Consider the following 23,069-nt stretch of genomic DNA (forward strand, 5'->3'; position numbering starts at 1 on the left):
TATTAGTGCTTAAAGTGGCGCCTGCCCGTAAACACCATTGCAATACCGAGCCTGTCGGCGGCTTCAATCGATTCGGCGTCGCGGACGGAACCGCCGGGCTGGATGATTGTTTTTATGCCGAATTCGGCGGCCTTTTCCACACAGTCGCCGAACGGAAAAAAAGCGTCGCTTATAAGCACTTCGGCCTGCGCAGTTCCCGCCTTATCGGTTACCTCTTTTGCGCGCTCCAATGCCTGTTTTGTCGCCCAAATGCGGTTTGTTTGTCCGCAGCCTATACCGACGGCGGCGGCGTCCTTTACAACGACAATGGCGTTCGATTTTGCAAACATCGCAACCGTCATGCCGAAAACCGCATCGGCTTTATGGCTTTCTTTCGGCTGCGCCTTTGTAACGACATTCCACGAATCGAATAAACCCGTATCCGCGCTTTGCACCAAAAGGCCGCCGTCAACCGATACGCTTTCAAAACGGGACTGCGCTTGTGCTTTCATACGGATTAAGCGCAAATTCTTTTTGGAAGCAAAAACCTGTAAAGCTTCTTCGGTAAAATCGGGGGCGGCAATAACTTCCAAAAAACATTCTTTCATCTTTTCGGCGGCCGCCGCATCCACGGTGTGCGAGCAGCCCAAAATACCGCCGAATATCGATACGGGGTCGCAGTCAAATGCGCGCTCGTATGCTTCAAGCAGCGACTTTCCGGAGGCGGCTCCGCAGGGGGTATTGTGTTTAAGGGCAACGACAAAAAAGCTTTTGTTTTCCACATAGCGGTTGTATGCGCATACGGCCTTCCATGCGACATCCAAGTCGCGCATATTATTGTAAGAAAGTTCTTTGCCCTGCAGCTGTTCCATCGAAGCAAAGCTTCCCGCTTTGTCCGCTTCCACATAGAGGGCGGCCTTTTGGTGAGCGTTTTCGCCGTAGCGCAGTTCCTGTTTTTTAACGAGGGGGACGGTATAATAGGACGGAAAAACGGAAAGGCTTTCGGTTTTAGCCGCGTTTTCTTTATTTTGCCCGGCCGCGGAAACGGAGGAATCAAGCATAAAGCGCGCTATCGCCGCATCGTAAGCCGACGTCAAGTTAAACACCTTTGCCGCCAACGCGCGCCGCAAATCAAAATCGACTTCGCCCGTTTCCAAACAAGAACGCACCGCTTCATAGTCGGCAGGGTCGGTCAACACTATTACGTCTTTAAAGTTTTTCGCCGCCGAACGCAGCATGGACGGGCCGCCTATATCGATAAATTCAATCGTTTCGTCAAAGCTAAGGCCTGCCTTAACCTTTTCAAAAAAGGGATAGAGGTTTACACATACAAGGTCTATCGGCGTTATGTTCAATTCGGCAATTGTATCCATGTGAGCCGTATCGGAACGCCGTGCCAAAAGGCCCGCATGAACGGCAGGATGCAGGGTTTTTACCCGGCCGTCCAAACATTCGGGAAATCCCGTTATCGAGCTGACATCCGTTACGGGAAGGCCCTTGTCTTTAAGATAAGAAGCCGTTCCGCCGGTGGAAACGATTTCCCAATCGTGTTGATGTAAAAAGGTACATAAATCGGCAATACCGTTTTTATCGAATACGCTTATAAGAGCTCTTTTTTTCATAGTCCGTCCCGTATAATTGATTTTAGACAAGCCGTATTATATCATAAATCGGGATTTATATAAAGCGGAATAAAAATTTAAAATAAATTCGGCCCTTTATTCACTTGACACTTGTCTTTTTTGCTGTCAGACTGTATAGTGAAATAATGAAACAAAGTCGTACACTTTTTATTTACATTGTCTTATTTTGTACATTCTATGCAGGTTTGTCCGCTCAAAATGTACAGACAAATCTTCCGCTTGCCTCTCTTGCGGTTTTTCGGGACGCAATGTACAACAATCCCTTAAATCACGATGATTTATTGAAGCTGTACGAAAAAACAATGCAGGATATCGCCTCTTCGCTTTCGGACTACGACTTATATGTTGCCTCTGCGCGCTGCGATTACTATATGGGAAGAAGTTATGCGTATGCTCAAAATAAAGAAAAAGCGGGTTTTTATTACGATAGGGCGCTGGAAGCGGTTCAAAAAGCTTTGAGTATCAAAGAAGGGCCGGAAGCACTCCTTTTACAGGGCGAAAATATGTCGCAAAACTGCGCCGTCAAACCCGTATCCTATGCCATGTCCAACGGTTTAAAAATCGGCAAGTTTGCAAAGCAGGTTATCGACGCCGACCCCAAAAACGGTGCGGCAATGTACCTTTTGCATGCCCAACACATTTATGCTCCGAGTCCCTTTCACAATCACCGTAAAGGGATAAAAGAAATGAAACGTATTTTGGAAATCCCCGGTATTAAACTTGAAAACGACGACACCTTCAATATAACGAGTGCGATTGCCTATGCGTATATTCAGCTGGAAAAATATAAAGACGCTTTGGAATGGATAGAAAAAGCATTAGCGGTTTATCCTTCAAATTTTTTTGCTCTTGACTTAAAAAAACAAGCGGAAACAAAGGAACAGAGCCTATGACGGCATTTGTGCTTACTGCATTTTATTGGATACTTATCGGCTTGGGGGTTTATTTTTTCGGCTTGTCGGTAATCAATGCGCTGTGGATGCTGCATGAAACAAAAAAAGCGGAAATAACCGACGGTCCCCTTGTTTCGGTATTGATTCCCGCGCGCGACGAAGAAATCCATATTGAGCCTTGTGTCGAATCGTTTATGCACCAATCTTATAAAAACTATGAGGTTTTGGTTTTGGACGACAACTCCACCGACCGCACACACGAACTGCTGCAAAAGTTGCAAAAACTTTATCCCGACCGGTTAAAAATATATTCGGGAAAACCGCTGCCTCCCGATTGGAGGGGAAAAGTATTTGCAATGAAACAACTGTGCGAGCATGCAAACGGCGAATATCTTCTTTTTACCGATGCGGATACGGTGCATTCATCCGATTCCGTTTCTCTTGCCGTTACTAATATGCTGTATCATAAGGTGGATTTTTTATCGGGCTATATTACACAAAAAACAAAAACGCTCGGCGAAAAAGCGACGATTCCGCTTTTGTATTTATTAAGCGGTTTTATCCTGCCGATGTGGGTATGTAAATGGGGGAAAGCCCCCGTTTTAGCGGTTGCTATCGGTCAATATATTTGCGTTAAAAAAGATTCGTTTGAAAAGTGCGGGGGCTTCGACTTGGTAAAAGACCGCACAACCGAAGACGTTTCTCTTGCCCGCGAAATGAAAGCTCACGGCTATAAAACCGTATTTTTGGATTTAAAGGATGCGGCTTTGTGCCGTATGTATACTTCGTGGAAAAGCTGCATTAACGGCATAAGCAAAAATATCTTTGATTTTATCGGCAAAAACAATGTCATCCTTGTGTCGGCTGTAATCGGCATTTTAATTTTTATGACCATGCCTCCTTTTCTTGCCCTCGGATTAACTGTGTACACGGCCGTCGCCGGGAAACCCGTTTCTTTTGAACTTGTCGCCCTGTGGATTCACATCCTTTTTGTCGGCGGAACATGGGCTGTTGTATGCAAAACACGTAAAATGAAACGCTGGCTTGCTTTTATATATCCGCTGATGTTTTTAAACCTATTGTATATTGCCCTTATTTCGTGGTACCGTTCCGCTTTCGGAAAGGGCTATGAATGGAAGGGAAGGATTGTACACTGATGCCCTATAAAAAAGGCCGCCCGCTCATTGATTCGAATTTGTTTTTTCGAGCCGCTTCCGCGCTTGTTTTTTATCCCCTTATGATTATTGCGTACAGCATATATTACGTTTTTTACCGCTCGCGCATTATCGGACGTTCCAAATTAAAAAATTGTAAAAAGGCGGTTTTGGTATCGAATCATACGACTTTTTTAGATCCCGTTCTCATGTCGGCGGCGGTTTTTCCGCGCCGTTCTTTTCATACTTTATTGGAAAGCGTTATTCTCGTTCCGTTTTTGGGAACCCTTTGCCGGCTTTTGGGCGGCGTACCCGTTCCGCCGAGCATCCGCTCGATGTTTAATTTACCGAAAGAATGCGCAAGGGGTTTGATGTGGCGGCGTTTTGTGCATTTTTATCCCGAAGGCGAGTGCTACATACGCAATCAAGACGTGTTTCCCTTTCATCCGGGAGCTTTTTTAGTCGCCGCCGAACTCGATATTCCCGTCGTGCCTCTTGCAACCGTTTTTGTTCCCGATAAAAGCGGAACAAAACCGCGTGTCCGCCTTTATATATCGGACCCCGTTCACCCCGACTTATTCGAGTGTAAAAACCGTGATACGGGAAAGGTCGATTTAAAAGCCGTGCGCCGATTTTCCGAACACGTAAGAAATCTTATTCAAAATGAAATAAACAGACGCGGAGGAAGCCGCCGGTTTTACAAGGGTGCAATGCCCCGTGTTGTCGGAGAAGGCTCGTAAGTTCATGCATCAAGAGTACATACCGAAAAAAAAGCCGCTTGTAACTGCGGCCGTTTTATTGAAAATCGATTTGATTGTAAGAATAAGCCAACTCAGGGAATCGAACCCTGTACCTGCTCATTACGAATGAGCTGCTCTGCCAAGTGAGCTAAGTTGGCGTACTTTTAAAGCATAAACTGTCGGTTTTTACGGAACCGGCAGCACTGCGATTACACTTGAAATTCAATTATACCGAAAAAAGAAAGTCGGGTCAAGACGGATGCCGAGCACGTCGGCGGATCATCGGAACTCCGTTAAAAAACGTAAAAAAGTCAAAAAAAAGATAAAAAAAGCATTATTTAAAGGAATTCTATAAAAATATCACGAATAAAGCTTTACAATTAAATGTTATAGGAGTATAATATTCGAAAAGGAGGATAGTAGTTACCAAAGGTAGCTATGCTTTGCGAAGCATAGTGCCGGATTCTGCAGCGACTAAGGGTATTGCAAAACTTATAAAAACCGTTCATAGTATTTTCCGGAACATGATTTCTTACGCGAAGAAGGTTTTCGGATGACTGAAAAAATGGTTTTTTTGCTTAAAAATTTCGGATTTACGGAATCCGAAAGCAGGGTCTATGTATCTTTGCTGGAAAGCGGTCCGTGTACCGGATACGAAGTGAGTAAAATCTCCGCCGTTCCGCGCTCTAAAGTATACGGAGTGCTTGAAACATTGCTGCAAAAGGGCGCTGTTGCCTTAACCAGACGGGATAAAAAAATCCTTTATAATGCACAGTCGGTTTCCGAAGTGTCGGGTGTTATTGAAAAAAAAATAACGGAAAATCTGAATCGACTGCGTAAGCAGGCTCAGGAGATCGGAGAACCGGAATCGAAAGAAGATATTTGGAATTTGTATTCGATGGATGCGGTAAAGGTTAAAATCTATGAAATGCTGAACCGTGCGTCTAAAGAAATCTGTGTTCAAATTTGGGCCGACGAGCTGGATTCGTGTATGGAAGACTGTCTTGTTAAAAAGCAAAGAGAGTTGGGCAAGGTACTCGTTGTTTTGTACGACCTGTCCGGAAAATATAAAACGAAAATAACGCATGTATACAAGCACGGTTTTGAGCAGGAAAAACTGGCCGAACTGGGAAACCGCTGGCTTGTAGTAACGGTTGACGGAGAAGAAACTTTATCCGCAAGCATTAAAGAAAACGGAAAAGTTGAAGCAACTTATACAAAAAACAGCCGTATGGTGTTTTTTGCTAAAGAATATGCCCTCCACGATGCCTACAGCCTTAAAATGATTGAACATTTGAAAAAACAGGTTACAACGGAATTCGGTGACGATATGAAAGAGCTTCGTAATGTATTCTCCTTCCAAGACTAAGGCGGAAAAGTGCAATAAAGCCCCGCCGAATTTTTTAGGAGGCATTATATGCTTGTTACGATTATTCTTTCTTTGGTTGCCGTAGTAAACGGAATTTTTGTTGTCTATTTTGTGCGGGATTTAATTGCTCACAAACATGAAGTGATGAAAGAACCCGGCAATCCGATTGCAATGGCAATATCTTCATTTATAATCTTTTTGCTGTCTACCTTCGGAATTTCCGATTTTGCAATCGGTTCTGCTTTATATCCGAAAGTAAAATGGCTTGATGCTAAAAAATTACCGGGAACATTAAATACCGAATGTGTAGTTCCCGTTGCTGTTATGGCTTTGTGCTATATTTCCACTATCAATGTCGGAATGGCCACTTTGATTATTGCAATTGTATGTCAAGTTATCGGAGCCTATGTAAGTCCCCGTTTTGTCGTAAAACTTCCGGTAAACATCATTAAAAAATTTATTTCTGCAGGTCTTTTAATTGCTGCAGCCCTTATTCTCGCAAACAAATTTAATATCTATCCTTCCGGCGGCGAAGACACCGCTCTTACGGGGTGGAAATTAGCTTTATTTGCCGTCCTTTGTTTGATTTACGGTGCATTGAACAATATCGGTATCGGTTCTTATGCACTTACTATGGCGACTGTCTATGCAATGGGCTTAAATCCCGGCGTAACCTTTCCGATTATGATGGGTGCTTGTACGTTCTCGGTTCCCGTCGGCTCAATGCAGTTTATAAAACTCGATTCTTATGGCAGAAAAATTACACTTTTTACTTCCACCTTGGGTGTTCTCGGTGTATTGGTTGCCGTTTTCGTCGTAAAAAGCCTTAATACGTCCGCTTTGCAGTGGGTGGTTGCCGCAGTTATTATTTACAGCGCAATTACTATGCTTTTAAGTACACGCAAAACACAGGAGTAAGTATGAAAATTACGGTTCTTAATGCACGGCAAATGGCCGAAGTTTTTACGATGAAGGATGCCATTCAAGCCGATAAGGATGCATTAAAATTATATTCCGAAGGAAAAAGCAATATTCCGCTTCGGGCTAATTTGGATATAAAAAAGCATAACGGGCAAAACCTGTACATGTACGGTTATGCCGAAGATGCGGACGCTTTGGGCGTAAAAATCGTTTCCGTGTATCCGGGTAATATCGAAAAGGGCTTAACCAGTGTGCCGGCTACCATGATTTTGGTGAATTGTGAAACGGGCGAAGTTAACTGCATGATGGACGGTACGCACTTAACCAGAGTCAGAACGGGAGCGGTTGCCGGAGCTGCAACGGACATCCTGTCGCGCAAAGACAGTAAAGTGTTTGCCTTGTTCGGAACGGGCGGTCAAGCCGAAAGTCAGCTTGAAGCGGTGTTAACCGTTCGGCCGATAGAACTCGTAAAAGTGTTTGATATAAACAAAGAGCGTGCAAAAGATTTTGCGGAAAAAACGGCGCAAAAATTCGGAGCAAAGTTTAACGTTAAAATCGTCAGTGCCGATTCTTCGGAAGAAGCGATAAAGGACGCCGATGTAATCACGGCCGTAACCACTTCAAACAATCCGGTTTTTGACGGTTCTCTTGTAAAAAAAGGCGTTCATATCAACGGTGTCGGTTCTTATACGCCTGCAATGTCGGAAATCGATGAAAAAATCATTGTCAATGCGGACAAAATATATATCGATACGGGCGATGCGGTAAAAGAATCGGGCGATTTGATAAAGCCGATGCAAAAGGGTATTTTCAGCGCCGATAAAATTACCGGCGAACTGGGTGCCGTTTTGGCCGGGAAGATACCGGGACGGACGTCCGATAACGAAATGACGTTCTTTAAAACAACCGGAAGCGCCGTTCTTGACCTTGTTACCGCCCGCCGTATTTACGAAAAAGCGGCTGCGGCACAAACCGGCAGTGTTATAGAAATGTAAGGGTACATATATCCGAAAATGCCGGATGTGTCGGAAAAGTCGGACAACGGAGGCTTTTACACGTTCCGATACATCCGGTTAAACATGTTGCTGTTATGAAAAAAAATACTTTTAGAATATTCGATTATACGGGCGCTATTATTGCGTACCTGATAGGCTCCGGTCTTGCAAGCGGGCAGGAAATCATACAGTTTTTTTCTTCTTTCGGCTTAGTGAAAAGCGCTCTTGCGGGACTTATTATGTTGTTACTCTTTTGCTTTTTTACAAGCGTAACGATTGAAACCGGCCGGACAAAGCAAATTTCCGATGCCAACAAAATATATGAAGTATACTGCGGAAAATATATCGGCGCTTTATTCGGATGGCTTACCCCGCTTATTCTTTTTTCCATTTATATAGTTATGATTTCCGGAGCCGGAACGCTTTTATCCGAATACTTTTTTCTTCCGAACAGGATAGGACGCTTGATTATGCTTGTATTGTCATTAGGCACCGTTTTATCGGGTTTTGAAAAGCTGGTAAACGTGATAGCAAAAATCGGTCATATTATCATACTGATTATTGTCGTTCTCTCCATATACAGCATTGTCCGTACCGCCGAATGGACACCCGCTTTTTCGGAGCATATCGGAACATACGGCTTAAAGCAGGCTTCGCGGTTTTGGTTTTTGTCCGGTATCAATTATGCAACATTTTGCGCTCTAACCCTCTACCCTTTTTTAGCCGAATTGGGCGGAAAAATGAAAAGCAAAAAAGAAGCTGTTTGGACGGGGCTGCTCAGCAGTTTTGTGTTTTTTGCGATAGCAATGCTTATTAATTACAGTCTTTTGGGTAATATTTCACACTTATTCAATAAAGAAATGCCCCTCGTTTTTATTGCGGATTCCGTTTTCCCTAAAGCGGGCTTACTTTATTCGATAATTTTATATTCCGGTATTTATACGACCGCCGTACCGATGTTATGGACTGCATGTAACAAAATCGCTCCCGACGACAGCAGTGTAAAATTCAAAGTTTCGGCATCGGTTTTGGCCCTAAGTGCTTACTTTATAGGCCGGCTGCCGTTCAGCGTATTGATTAATTTTATTTATCCCTATATCGGTTATATCGGACTTTTTGTTTTTATCTGTTTATCTATTTCGGTGATAAAACGGCTCTTGAAGCATGCGGCTTAAGTTTTTTAAATTCTTAAAAAGTCCGAACCGGCTCCCGTAGACACTGGCCGTCATAGACAGCGCTCGTCATAGACGGGGCACTCATAGACGGCTGCCGTTTTTTCGGCTATACTGGCTTTATGAGTAAATCAGCTGTAGTTGCGATAATCGGCAGACCCTCCGCCGGAAAATCCAGTTTTTTAAATGCCGCAGGAAAAGAAAAAATTTCCATCGTGTCGCCCTGGCCGCAGACAACGCGTAAAGCCGTGCGCGGTATCGTAAACCGCCCGGAAGGCCAGCTTATCTTTATCGACACGCCCGGCTATCATAAATCCGACAAAAAATTAAACCTCAAGCTTAAAAGCATTGCCGAAGAAAATTTGGAAGAAGCCGACATCCTCTTGTACGTGTTGGATTCGACCCGCGAAGCCGGAAGCGAAGAAGAACTCATCGCTTCCCTTTTAGCCCCCTTTGCTTCAAAACTGGTCATTGCGGTAAATAAAATCGACAGCCCGGAAGCAAAAAGCGGCTTATGCAGGCTTTTCGCAGCCCGGCAGTTTCCGACCGTAGACGCGGGAAGGATTTTCGATATTTCGGCAAAAACCGGCGAAGGAATCGACGCGGTATTGTCGGCCCTCTATGCCCTTGCCCCCGAAGGAGAAGCCCTGTATCCCGAAGAATACTACACCGATCAGGAAGTCGATTTCCGCATTGCCGAAGTTATCCGCGAACAAGCCGTTAACCGGCTGCGCGACGAACTGCCGCACGCCGTGTATGTGGAAATCGCCGATATGGAAAGCCGTAAAGACGGTAAAGAACTGTGGGTGCGCGCTTTTTTGGTTGTGGAGCGCGAAAGTCAAAAGGGCATGGTTATCGGTAAAGGAGCTTCTTTAATCAAAAGTATCCGCGTCGAATCGATAAAGGCTTTGCGCCGCATCTTCGATTACCGTATCGACTTGGACTTGCAGGTGAAGGTAAACAAAAACTGGCGCCAAAAAGACGCAGTACTGACGAGGATATTGAAGTAGGGCTATATGTGCAAAGATGTAAAAAGCTCGGAGAGCGCATAGCCGGTACGGACATTGCGCTTAAGTAAAACCCGATTTTGGCTTTTAGGCTTGATTTTTTACAGCTTGTCAAAGAGTGCCATGTGTAGTACAATGTAAACATGGTCAAGTATTCAGACGATATATTAAAACGAATAAACAAGAGGTTAATACCGCAAGAGATATTTATTCATTTTAATAATGCGTTTCAATCTCTTGATTTAACAAAAGATTTAAATTTATTTGATACAAAGCAGTTAAAAATATCACAAGAAAGAGAACGCATATATTATCGATTAAGAAAAGGTAAATACCGTGCAATTTTTTATTTGGAAAAAAACGATATTTACGTAATCGCTTTAGATAAACGTGAGGAGGTATATAAAAAATGGCGGTAATGTCGGTACGGATGAACAAAGAAGAAGAAAAAATGATGAACTATTTATCCTCTTATTTTGAAGAAGAAAAATCGGCGATAATAAAGCGGTCTTTACAGGAAATGTATGAAGATATTATCGACAACAAAGTAATCGAACGCTTTGAAAGAGAAGAGCATACATTTGTAAGTGCGGAAGATATACTCAAAACGTTTTAATTTCCGAAAAAATACGCACAAGCATCCGGCTTCCGATACGGAATTCATCAATTACAGAAGGAAGCTAACTGTGAACGGTAAACGCGCCCTTGCTTTTTTTATCGATTTTTTAATAACGGCAATCATACAGAATTTTTTGTTTATGTATTTTATTATCTACCCGCTGGCAGCGGGAACGGCACAAGAGGCCGGCAGCATTTTTTTTAAAGCGCTGCTTATCACGTACGGTTCAATGTGTTATATGATTTTTCGCGATGTACCCAAAGGCGGCGGTATCGGAAAACATATTGCAAAGTTGCAAATCGTTTGTGCGGCTACCCGGGATGCGGCACCGCTTTCCAAACGGCTGCTGCGCAATGTTTTTTGGGTTTCCGGCCCGCTTGAATTGTTTATATACGCGGTTACAGGTAAAAAACTCGGCGGCCGCATAGCCGGTACGGACATTGCGCTTAAGTAAAGCCGTTCCGAAATATAAAAGGCAGGTATCAATCCGAATATGCAATTAAAAAAAAACTATTGTGTTTTAGCAGCGCTGATTTTTGTTTTTGCAGGACTAATCCTCCTTTCAGTCCTTTATGTAAGAAATAATAATCAAAGCCGCCTGTATGCCGTAGGCAGGATAGCGGATTACAACATCTATGCAGTTAACGGCAATTATGTTGCAGCGGCTTTTTCCGGCAGCGGAAACTGGCTTTCCGGGGGAATAATACACCAAGATAATTTTCCGTATTCGGAACATATGCAAGCGGTACATATAACGGAGTTATTGGAAAATAAAGCAGCCTACCTATTCTCTACACGAAGCTATAATGAAGGAGATTTGTGTATCGGGAATTACGACTTTGACGACCATATCGAAATCTTTTGTTTTGAAATAGGCGGAACAAGTCTTGAGCTGCCCGTTGAAATTACGGAAACGGGTCTTGTCCGTAAACAAAATATGTGGGAGAATATTATCACCGTGCCGCTTATAGCGTTGAATATGTTTCCGATTTTTATACTTGCAGGCATTACACTTGTATCTATGGTCGCGCTTTGTATATTATTGTAAGATTATTATTAAATTCGGTGACGGTTCGCTACAAGAATTAAATGTTACTTTGCCTAAACCTCCTATCTAATACAAAGACCGTACACTTTTTCTTGACAATATCTATACGGCAGTATATACTTTTATAAGAGGTGTGTATGGAAACGGCAAAATTATTCCGTAACGGCGGAAGTCAGGCGGTTAGACTGCCGAAAGCATATTGTTTTGAAGGAAACGATGTTCTCATACAAAAAACGGGAGAGGCGGTTGTTTTATTTCCTAAAAATAAAGAATGGGAAATATTTTTGCAAGGACTTTACGGTTTTACCGACGATTTTTTAGCCGAGGGGCGAATGCAGGGCGAACCGCAAGAAAGAGCAGCTTTGTAATGTATTTATTGGATACGAACATTTGTATCTTTCTTAAAAACCGAAAATCGCCTCAAGTATTGGAAAACTTAAAAAACCGCATACATAACGGAATTTACATTTCAAGCATAACCGTTGCCGAATTGCAATTCGGTGTGTACAACAGCGCGTTTGTCGAAAAAAATAAAATTTCATTATTACAATTTCTTGTACTATTCCATATTTTGAATTTTGACGACAACGATACCGAACAATTCGGAAAAATCCGTTCCGAACTGAAAAAACGGGGCGAGATAATAGGTTCTTACGATATGCTGATAGCATCTCAAGCCCTCTCAAAAAACCTGATTCTTGTTACAAATAATACCGGCGAGTTTTCCCGAATAAAAAATCTGAAAACAGAGGATTGGACACAAGCTCAATAAAAGAGAAAGGCGGTAATGTCGGTACGGATGAACATTTTAATTGACTTCGCCCGAAAGCCGCTTTATACTGTATGTGAGGCCATTATGAATAAAGCCGTATGCACATTTATATTGTGTATCACACTGTCGGCATCTTCGTTTTTATGTGCACAAACGCGGGTTGCCGAACATCAATATCAGCCGGGCGATCCCTATTACGGAATTATCGAAAAAGAAGTTTCCGTATTTGAAAATGAAATCCGCACTTCTTCCGTTTTTTATTTTACCGAAGAAGCTGTAAAAAAAGACGGTAAAATCAGTCAATCCCAAATGTACGAAAACGGTAAGGTAAAAAAATATATTATCGATTTTACTGACGACTATACAAAGGAGTGGGGTATACGCTTGGTTGAAGAGCTGGTTAATGAGTCCGGCGAACACGAAGCTATTTCGTATACGTTTTATGACGGAACGGTGTATGATTTTACCGGAAGAGGCATTGAAATCATTAAAAAATTTATACCCAGGCTGATACTGCCGCTTAACCGAAATCCCGATTTTCCGAAAACCGCGGATCCCGAAAATCCGGTTTTTTATTTTGATACACGCGGTATACACGGCAGTACCTTAGTGAGCTCCGTTAAAAAAATAGAAAAACCTGTAAGTGCGCAAGAAAAACTGTTTTTAAAAAGATGGATGGAACATCGGCAGTTTGACGATCTTTCGGGTTTGTACAACACAAAGGTACAAGTGTCGGAAAACGGCGTTCCGATTATACTTTTTGTTCAGGATGCCGTTTTGGAGGACTTTTTAACACAAAAAAAAGCCCTTATATCGTATTATCATTTGGGAGCCCTCGATAATATGCCCGTCAATATAATGATCGGTTATTATTGATTATTGCACATAAAGCGGACGGGTTGTCCGTTTTCAGTATAGTTTTTAAATTTAAGGGGAATTAAATGAAAAAGAGGAGTTTGACCGGAGCGTTTGGTTTATGTGTTGCGGTTTTTCTTTTTGCTCAAAAGCCGGTTGACTTGCAAAAGGTGAATTTTATAACGGCGGATAAACAAAGCGGAAAAACCTTGCTTATTGCCGAAGACGATTTTACACGCAATTTGTCGGCATTTGATTTGTCTGCAAGACTGAAAACGTCACAGCCGGTAACAAAAGAAGCGTATTTGGAATTCATAGGTGAACAAACGCTTGATTGGACAACGGATGAACGCAAAAAGATGCAAACCGTTTTTGCCGATATAAAAAAGGCTTTGTCGGCATACAGCCTATCTTTCCCGGAAACCGTATATGTGGTAAAAACGACGGGGTTGGAAGAAGGCGGTTCGGCGTATTGCCGAAGTATAAACATCATTGTATTGCCCGAATCTGTCGTCGCGGACTCTGAAAAAGAGCTGCGCGATACCTGTTTACACGAATTATTTCATATTTATTCTCGGAATAATCCGGAAAAAAGAGAACGGTTGTATAACATACTTGGTTTTTACAAGACAGGCGATTTGATTATTCCGGAAAAGCTGTACGGTTTTAAAATAACGAATCCGGATTCGGTTGCAAACAATTATTATTTTAACGCGCGTATTGAAAATCGAACGATTCCCGTTATGCCGCTGTTGTTTGCCGCGGAACAGTACGATGAAAATAAAGGCGGAGAGTTTTTTGAATATATGCTGTTGCTGTTTTTTGCCGTCAACGCCGAATCCGATGCCAGTTCTTTGCTTACGGAGAATAACAAATATAAAGTGTTTTCGATAAATCAAATTTCAAACTACTATGAATTGATCGGCGAAAACACGGATTATATTATTCATGCCGAGGAAGTTCTCGCGGATAATTTTGTGTTGGCGGCAAACGGCGAAACGGATGTAAAAACGCCCGAATTGCTGGAAAAAATAAAAATTGAGCTGAAAAAATAAAAAGGATGATATAGTGTACCTTTTTTTTATAAACTTTTCTCGTGTATGTATAAAACTGCGTCAAAAAAGTGCGGGGTTTTGTTTATTGTTTTTAATGTGGACACCGCTCTTTGCACAAACACCCGTTTGCGTCGCTTCGGTTCGGGAGAGCGGTTTACGTTTGCGTGCCGTGCCGAGTTTAAACGGTCACATAATTGCAGTGCTGCCGGAAAAAACTCCGCTGCGTGTTTTAACCGATAAACGGGTAGAGCAGGTTATTGACGGCCGGCCGGGAGCCTGGGTAGAAGTTGCCGCTGCAAACGGTTTAAAAGGCTGGGTGTATGATCGATGGCTCGATATATATGAAAACGGAAACTTTTATGTAGATGAAAATCGATTTAATACGATAGAAAAAATAAGCTATTCTTCGGAAACCCTTGCGTCACTGCATGATTCGGTTTTGGAAGCCGCCGTAATGACCGACAAAGATGAAAAAAGTTTAATAGCAATACACGAATATAAGGGCGGTGAATATACTCGTTCATATATATTCGATATAGAACAGTTTGTTTTTTTCGGACACACCGAAAATTTCTCCTTTGAAAAAAGAGTACATATTGCATATATTGCGGAAAACGATTTTGCCGTTTCCGTAAGGCAAAACCGCGATACTGTTGTCTTGTTTAGAATTAAAGACGGTAATCTCTTGTGGAAAAAAGGATTTCGTCTAAAAAAGAATAAAACCTTTGCCGGCATTATAGAAACGGCGGTAAAATTCGACGGTAAAAAAAATCTATACCTTGCGTTTCAGCACAATGCGAATTTCGAATTGTCAAATTATGATCTACATATTATAAAAACGGATTTGCAAGGAAATCTTATACAAAATGCCGGTATTGCGACCGAAAGCTGGGATATGATTCATTCCGTCGTTTGTATAGACGAAGCGGTGTATATAATTGCGGATATAAACGGTATCGGTCAAGGGCGGATTATAAAACTCAACGCCGATTTACAAACGGAAAAACAAGCGCATTTTTTATTTCCCGATAAGTCTTTGAGAATTAATTCCGTCGCACAAAACAAAAATACGTTTTTTATCAGCGGAACATCCTCTGTGGTGCGAGATAACCCGAATATGTGTGCTTCAATCGCCGCCGTTTCAAAGGACTTAAAATTGAATTGGTCGTATTCTCTTGTCGGCGATACGTACAATACCGACTTCGGTTTATCGGCCGACAATACGGGCGTCGTTATACTCGGACATTCTTCAAAAGAATACGTATACGACCTTGACGACAATAAAAACGTGTTTTGGCTTGTAGGCTTCGATCAAAACGGCAGGCGGCTGCGGGAAAATCATTTTATAGTTCCCTACAGTCTTGAAATAAGCGGCTTTTGTATGTATCCGAAAAGAGTTCATGTTTTCGGATATTTTCCCTATTACGACACACGTGTATATGAAAACATTCAAATTGCAAAAACAGGCTTTAATTATGTTTTTGAACCCGTTTTTGTTACCGATCCGGTTTTATCGATTACCGCCGTTCCCGATACCCAAGCTCTCGTAATAAGCGAATTCGACGATTATAAAACTCACGAAGTTGTATTTGACGTTTTTACTCCCGACATACACATGCACGTAAGTAAAACCGAATTTACACATGAATATCCGTGGAATCCGAATGTGCTGCAAACCGCTGCTTTTTTTGATTTATCGGAGCGCTGATTTTTTAGCGGCAGATTGCTGCACATTGTAGCGGCTTGCCGTTTTTGCTTACATGAGTTTTACTTTGCCTTTAAACCTGCTGATAAACCGATTGTTCCATTCGTCCCCGCCGGGGCAGTTTCCGCTTTTCCAAAGAGGAACTTCAACTTTGCGCTCGCCGAGTATTTGTGCCGCAATCATCATAAGGCAGTTGAGCGTATATGCATTGCAGAGGGTTGAAACCGCTCCCATTTTTTGATCTATTCCGGGAATCGTAATAACGGCATCTCCGACCGGAACCTTAGTATCTATGTAATAATCGCATACTTTGTACAGATTTTGCTTTGACGGGTGCCGGGCGGGATGGTCTGCGGGGATGTTATCCGCATGGCTGGTCGACGTTACGGCAACCGTTGTTGCACCGAGTTCTTTTGCACGGAATGCCGCATCAAGACAGGCCGCGTTGATTCCGTATGCGTTTGCAATAATAAGCAGGTCGTCTTTACCGATTTTATTATCATCGATGACAATTCTACCGTAACCGGGCGTTCGTTCAATAGCCATTGAACGAAGTGCGCCGCTTGAAATCATTGTTCCCTCATCCAAAATGGCGCTTACGTGCATAAGGCCTCCCGCCCGGAAAAAGATTTCCATTGCATTCATGTTCGAATGTCCGCCCGGCCCCCATATATATATGAGTTTGTCTTTTTCAATTTGATCTGCAATGATTTTTGCGACGGCTTCAATACGTTCGCGTTCTTCATTTTTAATTTTTGTTGTAAAAGCAATCATTTGATCAAAAAATTCTTGCATAATGTCTTGTTTTTCCATAATATATTCTCCTTTTTGACGGGCGGCCGAAAATACCGGTTTTCGGCACATCCCTAAAATCCAATCGATATGTTTAAAATTAAAGCCGAATGTGTTTATTTACCGTACAACGGTTTTTCCTTTATAAAGTACGGTTGTTATGTTTACGTTATCGTCAAACAGCACAATGTCGGCATCATAGCCGGGAAGAAGCCGGCCTTTGAAGGTGTCGATTTTCAATAACTTTGCGGGGTTTTCACACATCATTGTTATTGTATCTTCCAGCGAGATTCCGGCTTTTTTCCACATTGTTTTTACGAGTCTGTCTGCGGTGGCAATGCTGCCTGCAAAGGCGGATCTGTCCGGCAGTTTTGCAACACCGTCTTCAATGATGCATTCCCGGCCGTCTTCTTTGCTGCCGATAATCGTTGTTTTCACATCAAGACCTGCCGGCCGCAAAGAGTCCGTAACAAGGCTTATCTTATCGACACCCTTGCATTTTACAATCATATTTAAAAGTTCCGGGGGCAAGTGGCATCCGTCGGCAATAAGTTCTACGGTAAGCTCGTCAAGACAGTATGCCGCTTCGGTAACACCGAGAATACGGAATCCGCTTTTTCGTGTAATCGTCGATGTGCATGAGTAAAGGTGCGTAACGTGTTTATAGCCGTGTTTTAATCCTTCCACACAATCTTCATAAGTTGCATCCGTATGCGCAATGGTAGGAATTATACCCTGTGAAACAAGATAGTCGCCCATTTCCATAGCACCCTTTCTTTCGGGAGCAATCGACCATCTGAGTATTGCCCCTTGTGCCAATTCTACAATGTGTGTATATTCTGCAGGCTCCGGATCTTTTATATAACGGGGGTCTTGCCCTCCTTTTTGAGCCATTGCGAAATACGGCCCTTCCAGATGAAGCCCCGGTAAATATTGTTCGTCCTTCATTTTTTCTTGGGCTTCTTTAAAGGCTTTTAGACTTTTTACAAGTTCCTCTACCGAAGCGGAAAGGGTGGTCGGAAGGATTGTTGTCGTGCCGTGTTTTAAATGCATCTTACAGGCCGCAATATAGGCTTCGGCGGTTCCGTCCATAAAGTCATAGCCGCCTGCCCCGTGTGTATGGGAGTCGATAAAGCCTGCGGATGCATAGCGGTTGTTGCCGTCTATAACGGTGTCCGCTTCAACGCCGGCCGTTCCGGGTATGACGTCTTTGATTTTACCGTCATGGATATAGATATTGCCTTTTTTTGTCTTTCCGCCGTCTACTATTAAAACGTTTTTTATAAGTGTCGTCATTATAAGTCCTTAAATAAGAGCGCTGCTGTCCGCGTCGAGGTATAGGACGGAGCCGGGAACTGTCCGCAAAACGGTGCAGGGACAAGAAGCTTCAATAGGTCCTTCCAGCATTTTTTTTACGGCGTTTGCCTTTGTCGCAGCCGGAACCATACAAAAGTGATATTTTGCCTTCATAAGCATCGGAACGGTAAGCGTAACGGCTTGCTGCGGAACTTTATCGAAAGAATCGAAACATTTGTCGTGAACTTGCTGCATCCGGCACACATCGTCAAGATTAACGATTTTTACATCGTGCGGGTCGTTAAAATCGGCGACACCGGGGTCGTTGAATGCAATGTGCCCGTTTTCTCCTATTCCCATGCAGACAATATCAATCGGTTTTTCATTCAATTTTTTTGCATAGCTGTCGCAAGATGCCTGCGGGTTGCTTTCATCCGGTTCTATATAAGATACGGAATGAAAATCTCTTAGTTTAAAGATTTTGTCTTTAAGAAAGTTGCCGAATCTTTGAGGGGCGTCCTTTGCCAAGCCGATATATTCATCCATGTGAAAAGCGTCGATTTTGGAAAAATCGATACTTTTATCCGCGACGGCAGAAGAATAAAAGTCTTCTTGCGACGGAGCGGCGGCAAAAACAACCCTGACGCTATCTTTTGTTTTAAGCACTTCTTTTACCGCTGCCGCAAAATCGGCCGCGGAAGCTTTGCCCATTTCCGTACGTGTTTCAAACACCTTTATTTGTAATTCATCTTTATTAAAAGACTTCATATTTGCCTCTCCTTTTATCCGATATGTTGTTTGCTTTGAAAGATAACAGTGTTTAACTTTTATTAAAGTTATTAAATCTGTGTTAAATTAAAATAACATGAATAGGCTTATAATACCACTAATTTATGGATTTGGCAATTCTTTTTGTTTGTTAAAATCAAATTTCAATTAAATAGTTAAATTTTTAATTATTTTGCTTGACTTAGAAAGCATTGCATTTTATGATGTAACATATTTATTTTAAAGCCGCATTGTAGGAATTCCCTCATGCGGCCGGATTTTTTTAGGAGGAAAAATGAAAAAAGTTTTTGTATTCTTTTGTGTTATGCTTATGTCGTTTTCGCTGATGTATGCAGCCGGTGGAAAAGATACGGCGGGAGCTGCGGCAAAAGACGGTCTTACCGGAAAAGTTGTCGTTTATTATTCCGGCGGCGAAGACGCTTTGGATGTTCTTGCACGGGAATGGAAAAAAATTCACCCCAATTGTAAACTTGAATTTATTCGTGCCGGCTCCGGAGAATTGACTGCACGTATTGAAGCGGAAAAAGATTTGCCGCAGGCGGATGTAATGATCGGCGGCTCGTATTCGATTTATGCGGGAGTAGTCGATTATTTACAGCCCTATGTTTCGCCGCTTCGTAAAGAATGTTTGCCCTCATATTGCGGTGAAAGCGATATGTATACACCGATGCAGATAAATGTAAATACGATTATCGTCAACAATAAGATGGTAAAAGACTTGGGCGTTAAAATTGACGGCTGGGAATCTTTGCTTAATCCTGCGGTTAAGGGTAAAATTTCCTATGTAGACCCCTCTGCCTCTTCTTCCGCCCGTGAACAGGTAATTAATATGCTTGCGGCAATGGCAAAGAAAAAAGGAAACCGTATGGACGATAACTGGGATTTTATAAAAGCCTTTTATAAAAATCTTGACGGAAAAATGTATTCCAGTTCGACCAAGGTTTCGCAGGGGGTTGCAACCGGAGAATATGCGGTCGGCATTACAAATGAAGAGCGTGTGCTTGAGCTTATGAAAGACGGTGTTGATGTTTCGCCCGTATATGCAAAAGAAGGAATTACGCTGCGTAACTCCTTTATGGGCGTTATAAAAAATTGTCCTTATCCCGAAGGAGCAAAAGCTTTTGTTGACTTTGTGCTTTCACGTAATGTACAGCAAGCGCTTGCTACCGAATGTCTTATGCGGTCGGTGCGTCCCGATGTAGTATACGACGGTCTTAAGGGTGTTCCGTCCAGTGCGGAACTTCCCGCCTTGAATTATCCTGTAGATTGGGTTGCGGCAAATCCTAAGCTTAAAGCCGTGCTTCAGGACATAATTGCTAATTTCTGATTTTAAATTCGACGGGGTGCCTGAAAGCGAGCGGCTTTTACGGCAGCCCCGTTTCTTTTTACGGAGAAGAAGTATATGGCTGTCCAAATACATATAAACGATGTAAAAAAGGTTTATGATAAAAATGTCGTAATTCATAATTTGTCCTTAGATATCAAGCCCGGCGAACTTTTTACGCTGCTGGGTCCCAGCGGGTGCGGAAAAACGACCCTTTTAAGAATGATTGCCGGTTTTAACTCTATAGAGGAGGGAACCATAGCATTTGACAGTAAAATTATAAATAAAGTTCCCGTATATAAAAGAAATTTCGGTATGGTTTTTCAAAACTATGCTATTTTTCCTCATATGACCGTTTATAGAAATATCGAATACGGTCTTAGGAACAAAAAGTTGTCTAAAGACGAAGTACAACGCCGGGTAAGCGAAATAATGGATGTCGTTCAAATTGCACAATATAAAGATCGTTATCCGGATAAACTTTCCGGCGGTCAACAACAGCGCGTCGCCTTGGCCAGAGCCATTGTCGTTCAGCCGGAGGTTTTGCTTATGGACGAACCGCTTTCGAACCTTGATGCAAAACTCCGCATTGAAATGCGCGAAGCTATAAGGGAAATACAAAAGAAAATCGGAATCACCACCGTATACGTAACGCACGATCAAGAAGAAGCACTCGCTATTTCCGACAGAATCGCCGTTATGAACAAGGGAGACATTCAACAAATTGAAACGCCGGAAAAAATATATCTGCGCCCGTATAATTCTTTTGTTGCCGATTTTATCGGGCATTCCAATCGTGTTGCAGGAACCGTAACGGCATATAAAAATAAGACGGCGGTAATCGATTTGGATCCGGGGCTTACCGTTGAAGTTGAAAACCTGAAAAAAGTTTCAAAAGATCAAAGGATAATAGCCTTTGTTCGCCCGGAAGAATTTATCATTGCGGATGAATTTGTACAAGGGGAGGTTTTCGGCGCAAAAGTTCTTATTAAACGGTTTCTCGGCAAATTTATTCAGTATATTGTTGAATGCGGCAAAGAGCGTTTCGAGATTTCTGCAGATACAAGCAGTGCAAAACGTATCTATGAAGTAGGACAAACAATGTATTTGAAGGTTAATACCCGAAGAATCAATATATTCGACAGTGAAACGGAAGTAACTCTTATGGAGGATAACTGATGTTTAAAAAAGGTTATAGGTTCGATTTTTGGAGCTTTATGACAATTTTCGCCTTGGTGTTTTTTGCTCTTTTTTTAATTTATCCGATAGCACACCTTGTCATAAATGCATTCCAGTCCGTGGAAAACCCCGGACAATTTTCCGTTTCCAATTTTATCAAACTTTTATCTTCTAAATACTATAGGCAGGCAATTTGGAATTCGGTGAGGGTAACGTTTGTTTCGACCGTCTTTGCTTCCGTTATAGGCGTTGCGTTAGCGTATATCACTACCAACTTTAAAATAGCCGGCAATAAAATAATTAATGTATTGATTATTGTTTCCATGTTTTCTCCTCCGTTTATAGGAGCGTATTCATGGGTGCTTATGTTCGGCCGTGCAGGCAGCGTTACGAAATTCTTTTCCAAACTCGGAGTTACTCTTCCGCCTATTTACGGATTTACCGGTATTATGGTTGTTTTTACCTTACATCTGTTTATATACATATATATGTATACTAAAGGTGCTTTAAGAAAGGTCGATGCAACACTCAATGAGGCTGCGGAAAGTTTGGGAGATCACGGGTTAAAAAAAATATTTCGTGTAAGTTTACCCTTGGTAACGCCTACAATTCTTGCCGGTGCGGCAATTATTTTTTTGCGGGCATTTGCAGACTACGGAACTCCGCGATTAATCGGTGAGGGTTATAATACTATGCCGGTTCTTGTATATAATGAGTGGCTCAGTGAAGAGGGGTCCGACGCTTTTTTTTCGTCGTCCATTGCTTTGATAATGATAATCGTTGCAATTGTAATTTTTTCGCTGCAAATGTATTTTAGCCGTAAAAATTACAATATGAGTATGATGAACCCTCCCGTACCTAAAAAAATTCACGGTATCGGGAATGTGTTTGCTCATATTTTTGTTTATCTCATTACGTTTCTTGCTTTGCTTCCCGTTTTATACTGTACCGTTCTTTCTTTTAGGGAAGTGCGGCACGGAATAATAAAAAATGCGTGGACTTTTCAAAATTACATAGATGCGTTTACGAAAATGGGAAATTCCGTTGCAAATACTTTTAAATATGCGATAACCGCGCTTATTTTTATTATTTTATTCGGAACGATGTTTGCATATATAACGGTCAGACGCAAAAATATCCTTTCGAAAATTCTCGATGCATGCGCTCAAATTCCCTATGTTATTTCAGGTATCATTTTCGGTCTTATGCTTTTAATTTGTTACAATAACGGAATAAGCATTCCGGCGGAATTTTCGGATGCGCTGGCAGCAAAAATTGCATCACAAAGAAGCGTGGAAGTGCTCGGGCGCTTTATAACCTTAACGAAGGGCTCCGTCAATATATTGGCTTTGGGCGGAACGGGAGCTATAATTATTATTTCATTTATAGTCCGGCGTCTTCCGTACACCCTGCGTTCGAGTGCCTCGATATTACGCCAAATAAATCCCAGTATAGAAGAAGCTTCTCTTTCTTTAGGCTACAGTTCGATACCGACATTTTTTAAAGTAACATTGCCGGTAATGATTCCCGGTGTCGTTTCCGGCGCTATACTTAGCTGGATTACCCTGATCCAAGAGCTGTCTTCTTCTCTTATGCTGTATGTAAATAAAACGGCCACCTTATCCATTTCCATTTTTCTTGAAGTAAATCGCGGCTCTTATGGAATCGCTTCGGCACTGTCTACCATCCTGACAGTAACGGTTGTTCTTTCCATGCTCTTATTTTTTAAATTAACGGGCAACAGCGATATTGATATGTAAAG

The 23,069-nt window shown here is 42.2% G+C and carries 24 protein-coding genes and 1 tRNA gene; 20 read left to right on the forward strand and 5 right to left on the reverse strand.

The window, feature by feature from the left end:
- Positions 1 to 2: 2 nt before the first annotated feature.
- On the reverse strand, positions 3 to 1,601 hold the full coding sequence (purH, locus tag H0R92_RS04045) for a bifunctional phosphoribosylaminoimidazolecarboxamide formyltransferase/IMP cyclohydrolase (RefSeq protein ID WP_428770456.1): 1,599 nt from the start codon (positions 1,599 to 1,601) through the stop codon (positions 3 to 5).
- Positions 1,602 to 1,747: 146 nt separating this feature from the next.
- Here purH and H0R92_RS04050 point away from each other — a divergent pair, with 146 nt between their 5' ends.
- From H0R92_RS04050 to H0R92_RS04060, 3 genes are read left to right on the forward strand one after another with little or no spacing between them, the layout of a single operon-like run.
- Entirely contained in the window at positions 1,748 to 2,515 is a 768-nt protein-coding gene (locus H0R92_RS04050; protein WP_432961451.1) for a hypothetical protein, read from the forward strand.
- Positions 2,512 to 3,672 carry a glycosyltransferase gene (locus tag H0R92_RS04055; protein WP_432961453.1) on the forward strand — a complete coding sequence of 387 codons (1,161 nt, stop codon included), beginning with the start codon at positions 2,512 to 2,514 and terminating at the stop codon, positions 3,670 to 3,672. Before H0R92_RS04050 ends, H0R92_RS04055 begins: the two co-directional genes overlap by 4 nt.
- The gene (locus H0R92_RS04060) at positions 3,672 to 4,409 is read left to right on the forward strand and encodes a lysophospholipid acyltransferase family protein (protein ID WP_432961455.1); all 738 of its coding nucleotides are present in this window, start codon (positions 3,672 to 3,674) and stop codon (positions 4,407 to 4,409) included. Before H0R92_RS04055 ends, H0R92_RS04060 begins: the two co-directional genes overlap by 1 nt.
- Before the next feature lie 85 nt (positions 4,410 to 4,494).
- Here the strand turns inward: H0R92_RS04060 and H0R92_RS04065 are convergent.
- A tRNA-Thr gene (locus tag H0R92_RS04065) sits at positions 4,495 to 4,567 on the reverse strand.
- 395 nt (positions 4,568 to 4,962) lie between these two features.
- Between H0R92_RS04065 and H0R92_RS04070 the strand changes: the two genes are divergently transcribed.
- The 14 genes from H0R92_RS04070 (at position 4,963) to H0R92_RS04135 (ending at position 15,930) form a co-directional block, all read left to right on the forward strand.
- Complete coding sequence (locus H0R92_RS04070) at positions 4,963 to 5,778, forward strand: TrmB family transcriptional regulator (RefSeq protein ID WP_432961457.1); 816 nt, start codon at positions 4,963 to 4,965, stop codon at positions 5,776 to 5,778.
- Between the two features lie 48 nt (positions 5,779 to 5,826).
- The gene (locus tag H0R92_RS04075; protein WP_432961459.1) at positions 5,827 to 6,696 is read left to right on the forward strand and encodes a hypothetical protein; all 870 of its coding nucleotides are present in this window, start codon (positions 5,827 to 5,829) and stop codon (positions 6,694 to 6,696) included.
- A gap of 2 nt (positions 6,697 to 6,698) precedes the next feature.
- A complete protein-coding gene (locus H0R92_RS04080) occupies positions 6,699 to 7,694 on the forward strand; it encodes an ornithine cyclodeaminase family protein (RefSeq protein WP_432961461.1) in 996 nt (331 codons plus the stop codon).
- A 95-nt stretch (positions 7,695 to 7,789) separates the two neighbouring features.
- Complete coding sequence (locus H0R92_RS04085; RefSeq protein WP_432961463.1) at positions 7,790 to 8,869, forward strand: YkvI family membrane protein; 1,080 nt, start codon at positions 7,790 to 7,792, stop codon at positions 8,867 to 8,869.
- A gap of 119 nt (positions 8,870 to 8,988) precedes the next feature.
- Positions 8,989 to 9,876 carry a GTPase Era gene (gene era, locus H0R92_RS04090; protein ID WP_432961465.1) on the forward strand — a complete coding sequence of 296 codons (888 nt, stop codon included), beginning with the start codon at positions 8,989 to 8,991 and terminating at the stop codon, positions 9,874 to 9,876.
- Positions 9,877 to 10,016: 140 nt separating this feature from the next.
- Positions 10,017 to 10,292, forward strand: a complete 276-nt coding sequence (locus tag H0R92_RS04095) for a type II toxin-antitoxin system RelE family toxin (protein ID WP_432961467.1) — start codon at positions 10,017 to 10,019, stop codon at positions 10,290 to 10,292.
- Entirely contained in the window at positions 10,283 to 10,489 is a 207-nt protein-coding gene (locus H0R92_RS04100) for a DUF6290 family protein (protein WP_432961469.1), read from the forward strand. Before H0R92_RS04095 ends, H0R92_RS04100 begins: the two co-directional genes overlap by 10 nt.
- Before the next feature lie 70 nt (positions 10,490 to 10,559).
- On the forward strand, positions 10,560 to 10,946 hold the full coding sequence (locus H0R92_RS04105) for an RDD family protein (RefSeq protein WP_432961471.1): 387 nt from the start codon (positions 10,560 to 10,562) through the stop codon (positions 10,944 to 10,946).
- A 39-nt stretch (positions 10,947 to 10,985) separates the two neighbouring features.
- A complete protein-coding gene (locus H0R92_RS04110; RefSeq protein ID WP_432961473.1) occupies positions 10,986 to 11,540 on the forward strand; it encodes a hypothetical protein in 555 nt (184 codons plus the stop codon).
- Positions 11,541 to 11,677: 137 nt separating this feature from the next.
- Positions 11,678 to 11,908 carry a type II toxin-antitoxin system antitoxin VapB gene (gene vapB, locus H0R92_RS04115; RefSeq protein ID WP_432961474.1) on the forward strand — a complete coding sequence of 77 codons (231 nt, stop codon included), beginning with the start codon at positions 11,678 to 11,680 and terminating at the stop codon, positions 11,906 to 11,908.
- Positions 11,908 to 12,312 carry a type II toxin-antitoxin system tRNA(fMet)-specific endonuclease VapC gene (vapC, locus tag H0R92_RS04120; protein ID WP_432961476.1) on the forward strand — a complete coding sequence of 135 codons (405 nt, stop codon included), beginning with the start codon at positions 11,908 to 11,910 and terminating at the stop codon, positions 12,310 to 12,312. Before vapB ends, vapC begins: the two co-directional genes overlap by 1 nt.
- Before the next feature lie 84 nt (positions 12,313 to 12,396).
- A complete protein-coding gene (locus H0R92_RS04125; protein WP_432961478.1) occupies positions 12,397 to 13,188 on the forward strand; it encodes a hypothetical protein in 792 nt (263 codons plus the stop codon).
- Positions 13,189 to 13,253: 65 nt separating this feature from the next.
- Complete coding sequence (locus H0R92_RS04130) at positions 13,254 to 14,222, forward strand: hypothetical protein (RefSeq protein WP_432961480.1); 969 nt, start codon at positions 13,254 to 13,256, stop codon at positions 14,220 to 14,222.
- 94 nt (positions 14,223 to 14,316) lie between these two features.
- Positions 14,317 to 15,930 carry an SH3 domain-containing protein gene (locus H0R92_RS04135; protein ID WP_432961482.1) on the forward strand — a complete coding sequence of 538 codons (1,614 nt, stop codon included), beginning with the start codon at positions 14,317 to 14,319 and terminating at the stop codon, positions 15,928 to 15,930.
- Positions 15,931 to 15,978: 48 nt separating this feature from the next.
- Here H0R92_RS04135 and H0R92_RS04140 read toward each other — a convergent pair whose 3' ends face one another.
- From H0R92_RS04140 to H0R92_RS04150, 3 genes are all read right to left on the reverse strand, one after another.
- Entirely contained in the window at positions 15,979 to 16,740 is a 762-nt protein-coding gene (locus H0R92_RS04140) for a sugar isomerase domain-containing protein (protein ID WP_432961484.1), read from the reverse strand.
- A gap of 99 nt (positions 16,741 to 16,839) precedes the next feature.
- Positions 16,840 to 18,015, reverse strand: a complete 1,176-nt coding sequence (gene nagA / locus H0R92_RS04145; protein ID WP_432961486.1) for an N-acetylglucosamine-6-phosphate deacetylase — start codon at positions 18,013 to 18,015, stop codon at positions 16,840 to 16,842.
- Positions 18,016 to 18,024: 9 nt separating this feature from the next.
- Positions 18,025 to 18,783 (reverse strand): 6-phosphogluconolactonase, encoded by a 759-nt coding sequence (locus tag H0R92_RS04150; RefSeq protein ID WP_432961489.1) that lies wholly within the window; start codon positions 18,781 to 18,783, stop codon positions 18,025 to 18,027.
- 295 nt (positions 18,784 to 19,078) lie between these two features.
- Between H0R92_RS04150 and H0R92_RS04155 the strand changes: the two genes are divergently transcribed.
- The 3 genes from H0R92_RS04155 (at position 19,079) to H0R92_RS04165 (ending at position 23,067) form a co-directional block, all read left to right on the forward strand.
- Entirely contained in the window at positions 19,079 to 20,131 is a 1,053-nt protein-coding gene (locus tag H0R92_RS04155) for an extracellular solute-binding protein (RefSeq protein WP_432961491.1), read from the forward strand.
- Positions 20,132 to 20,206: 75 nt separating this feature from the next.
- Positions 20,207 to 21,307: an ABC transporter ATP-binding protein gene (locus H0R92_RS04160; RefSeq protein WP_432961493.1), complete on the forward strand. Its 1,101-nt coding sequence runs from the start codon at positions 20,207 to 20,209 to the stop codon at positions 21,305 to 21,307.
- Positions 21,307 to 23,067 (forward strand): ABC transporter permease, encoded by a 1,761-nt coding sequence (locus H0R92_RS04165; RefSeq protein WP_432961496.1) that lies wholly within the window; start codon positions 21,307 to 21,309, stop codon positions 23,065 to 23,067. Before H0R92_RS04160 ends, H0R92_RS04165 begins: the two co-directional genes overlap by 1 nt.
- The last annotated feature ends 2 nt before the right edge of the window (positions 23,068 to 23,069 follow it).

The organism is Treponema sp. OMZ 840 (assembly GCF_050937815.1).
Lineage (GTDB): Bacteria > Spirochaetota > Spirochaetia > Treponematales > Treponemataceae > Treponema_C.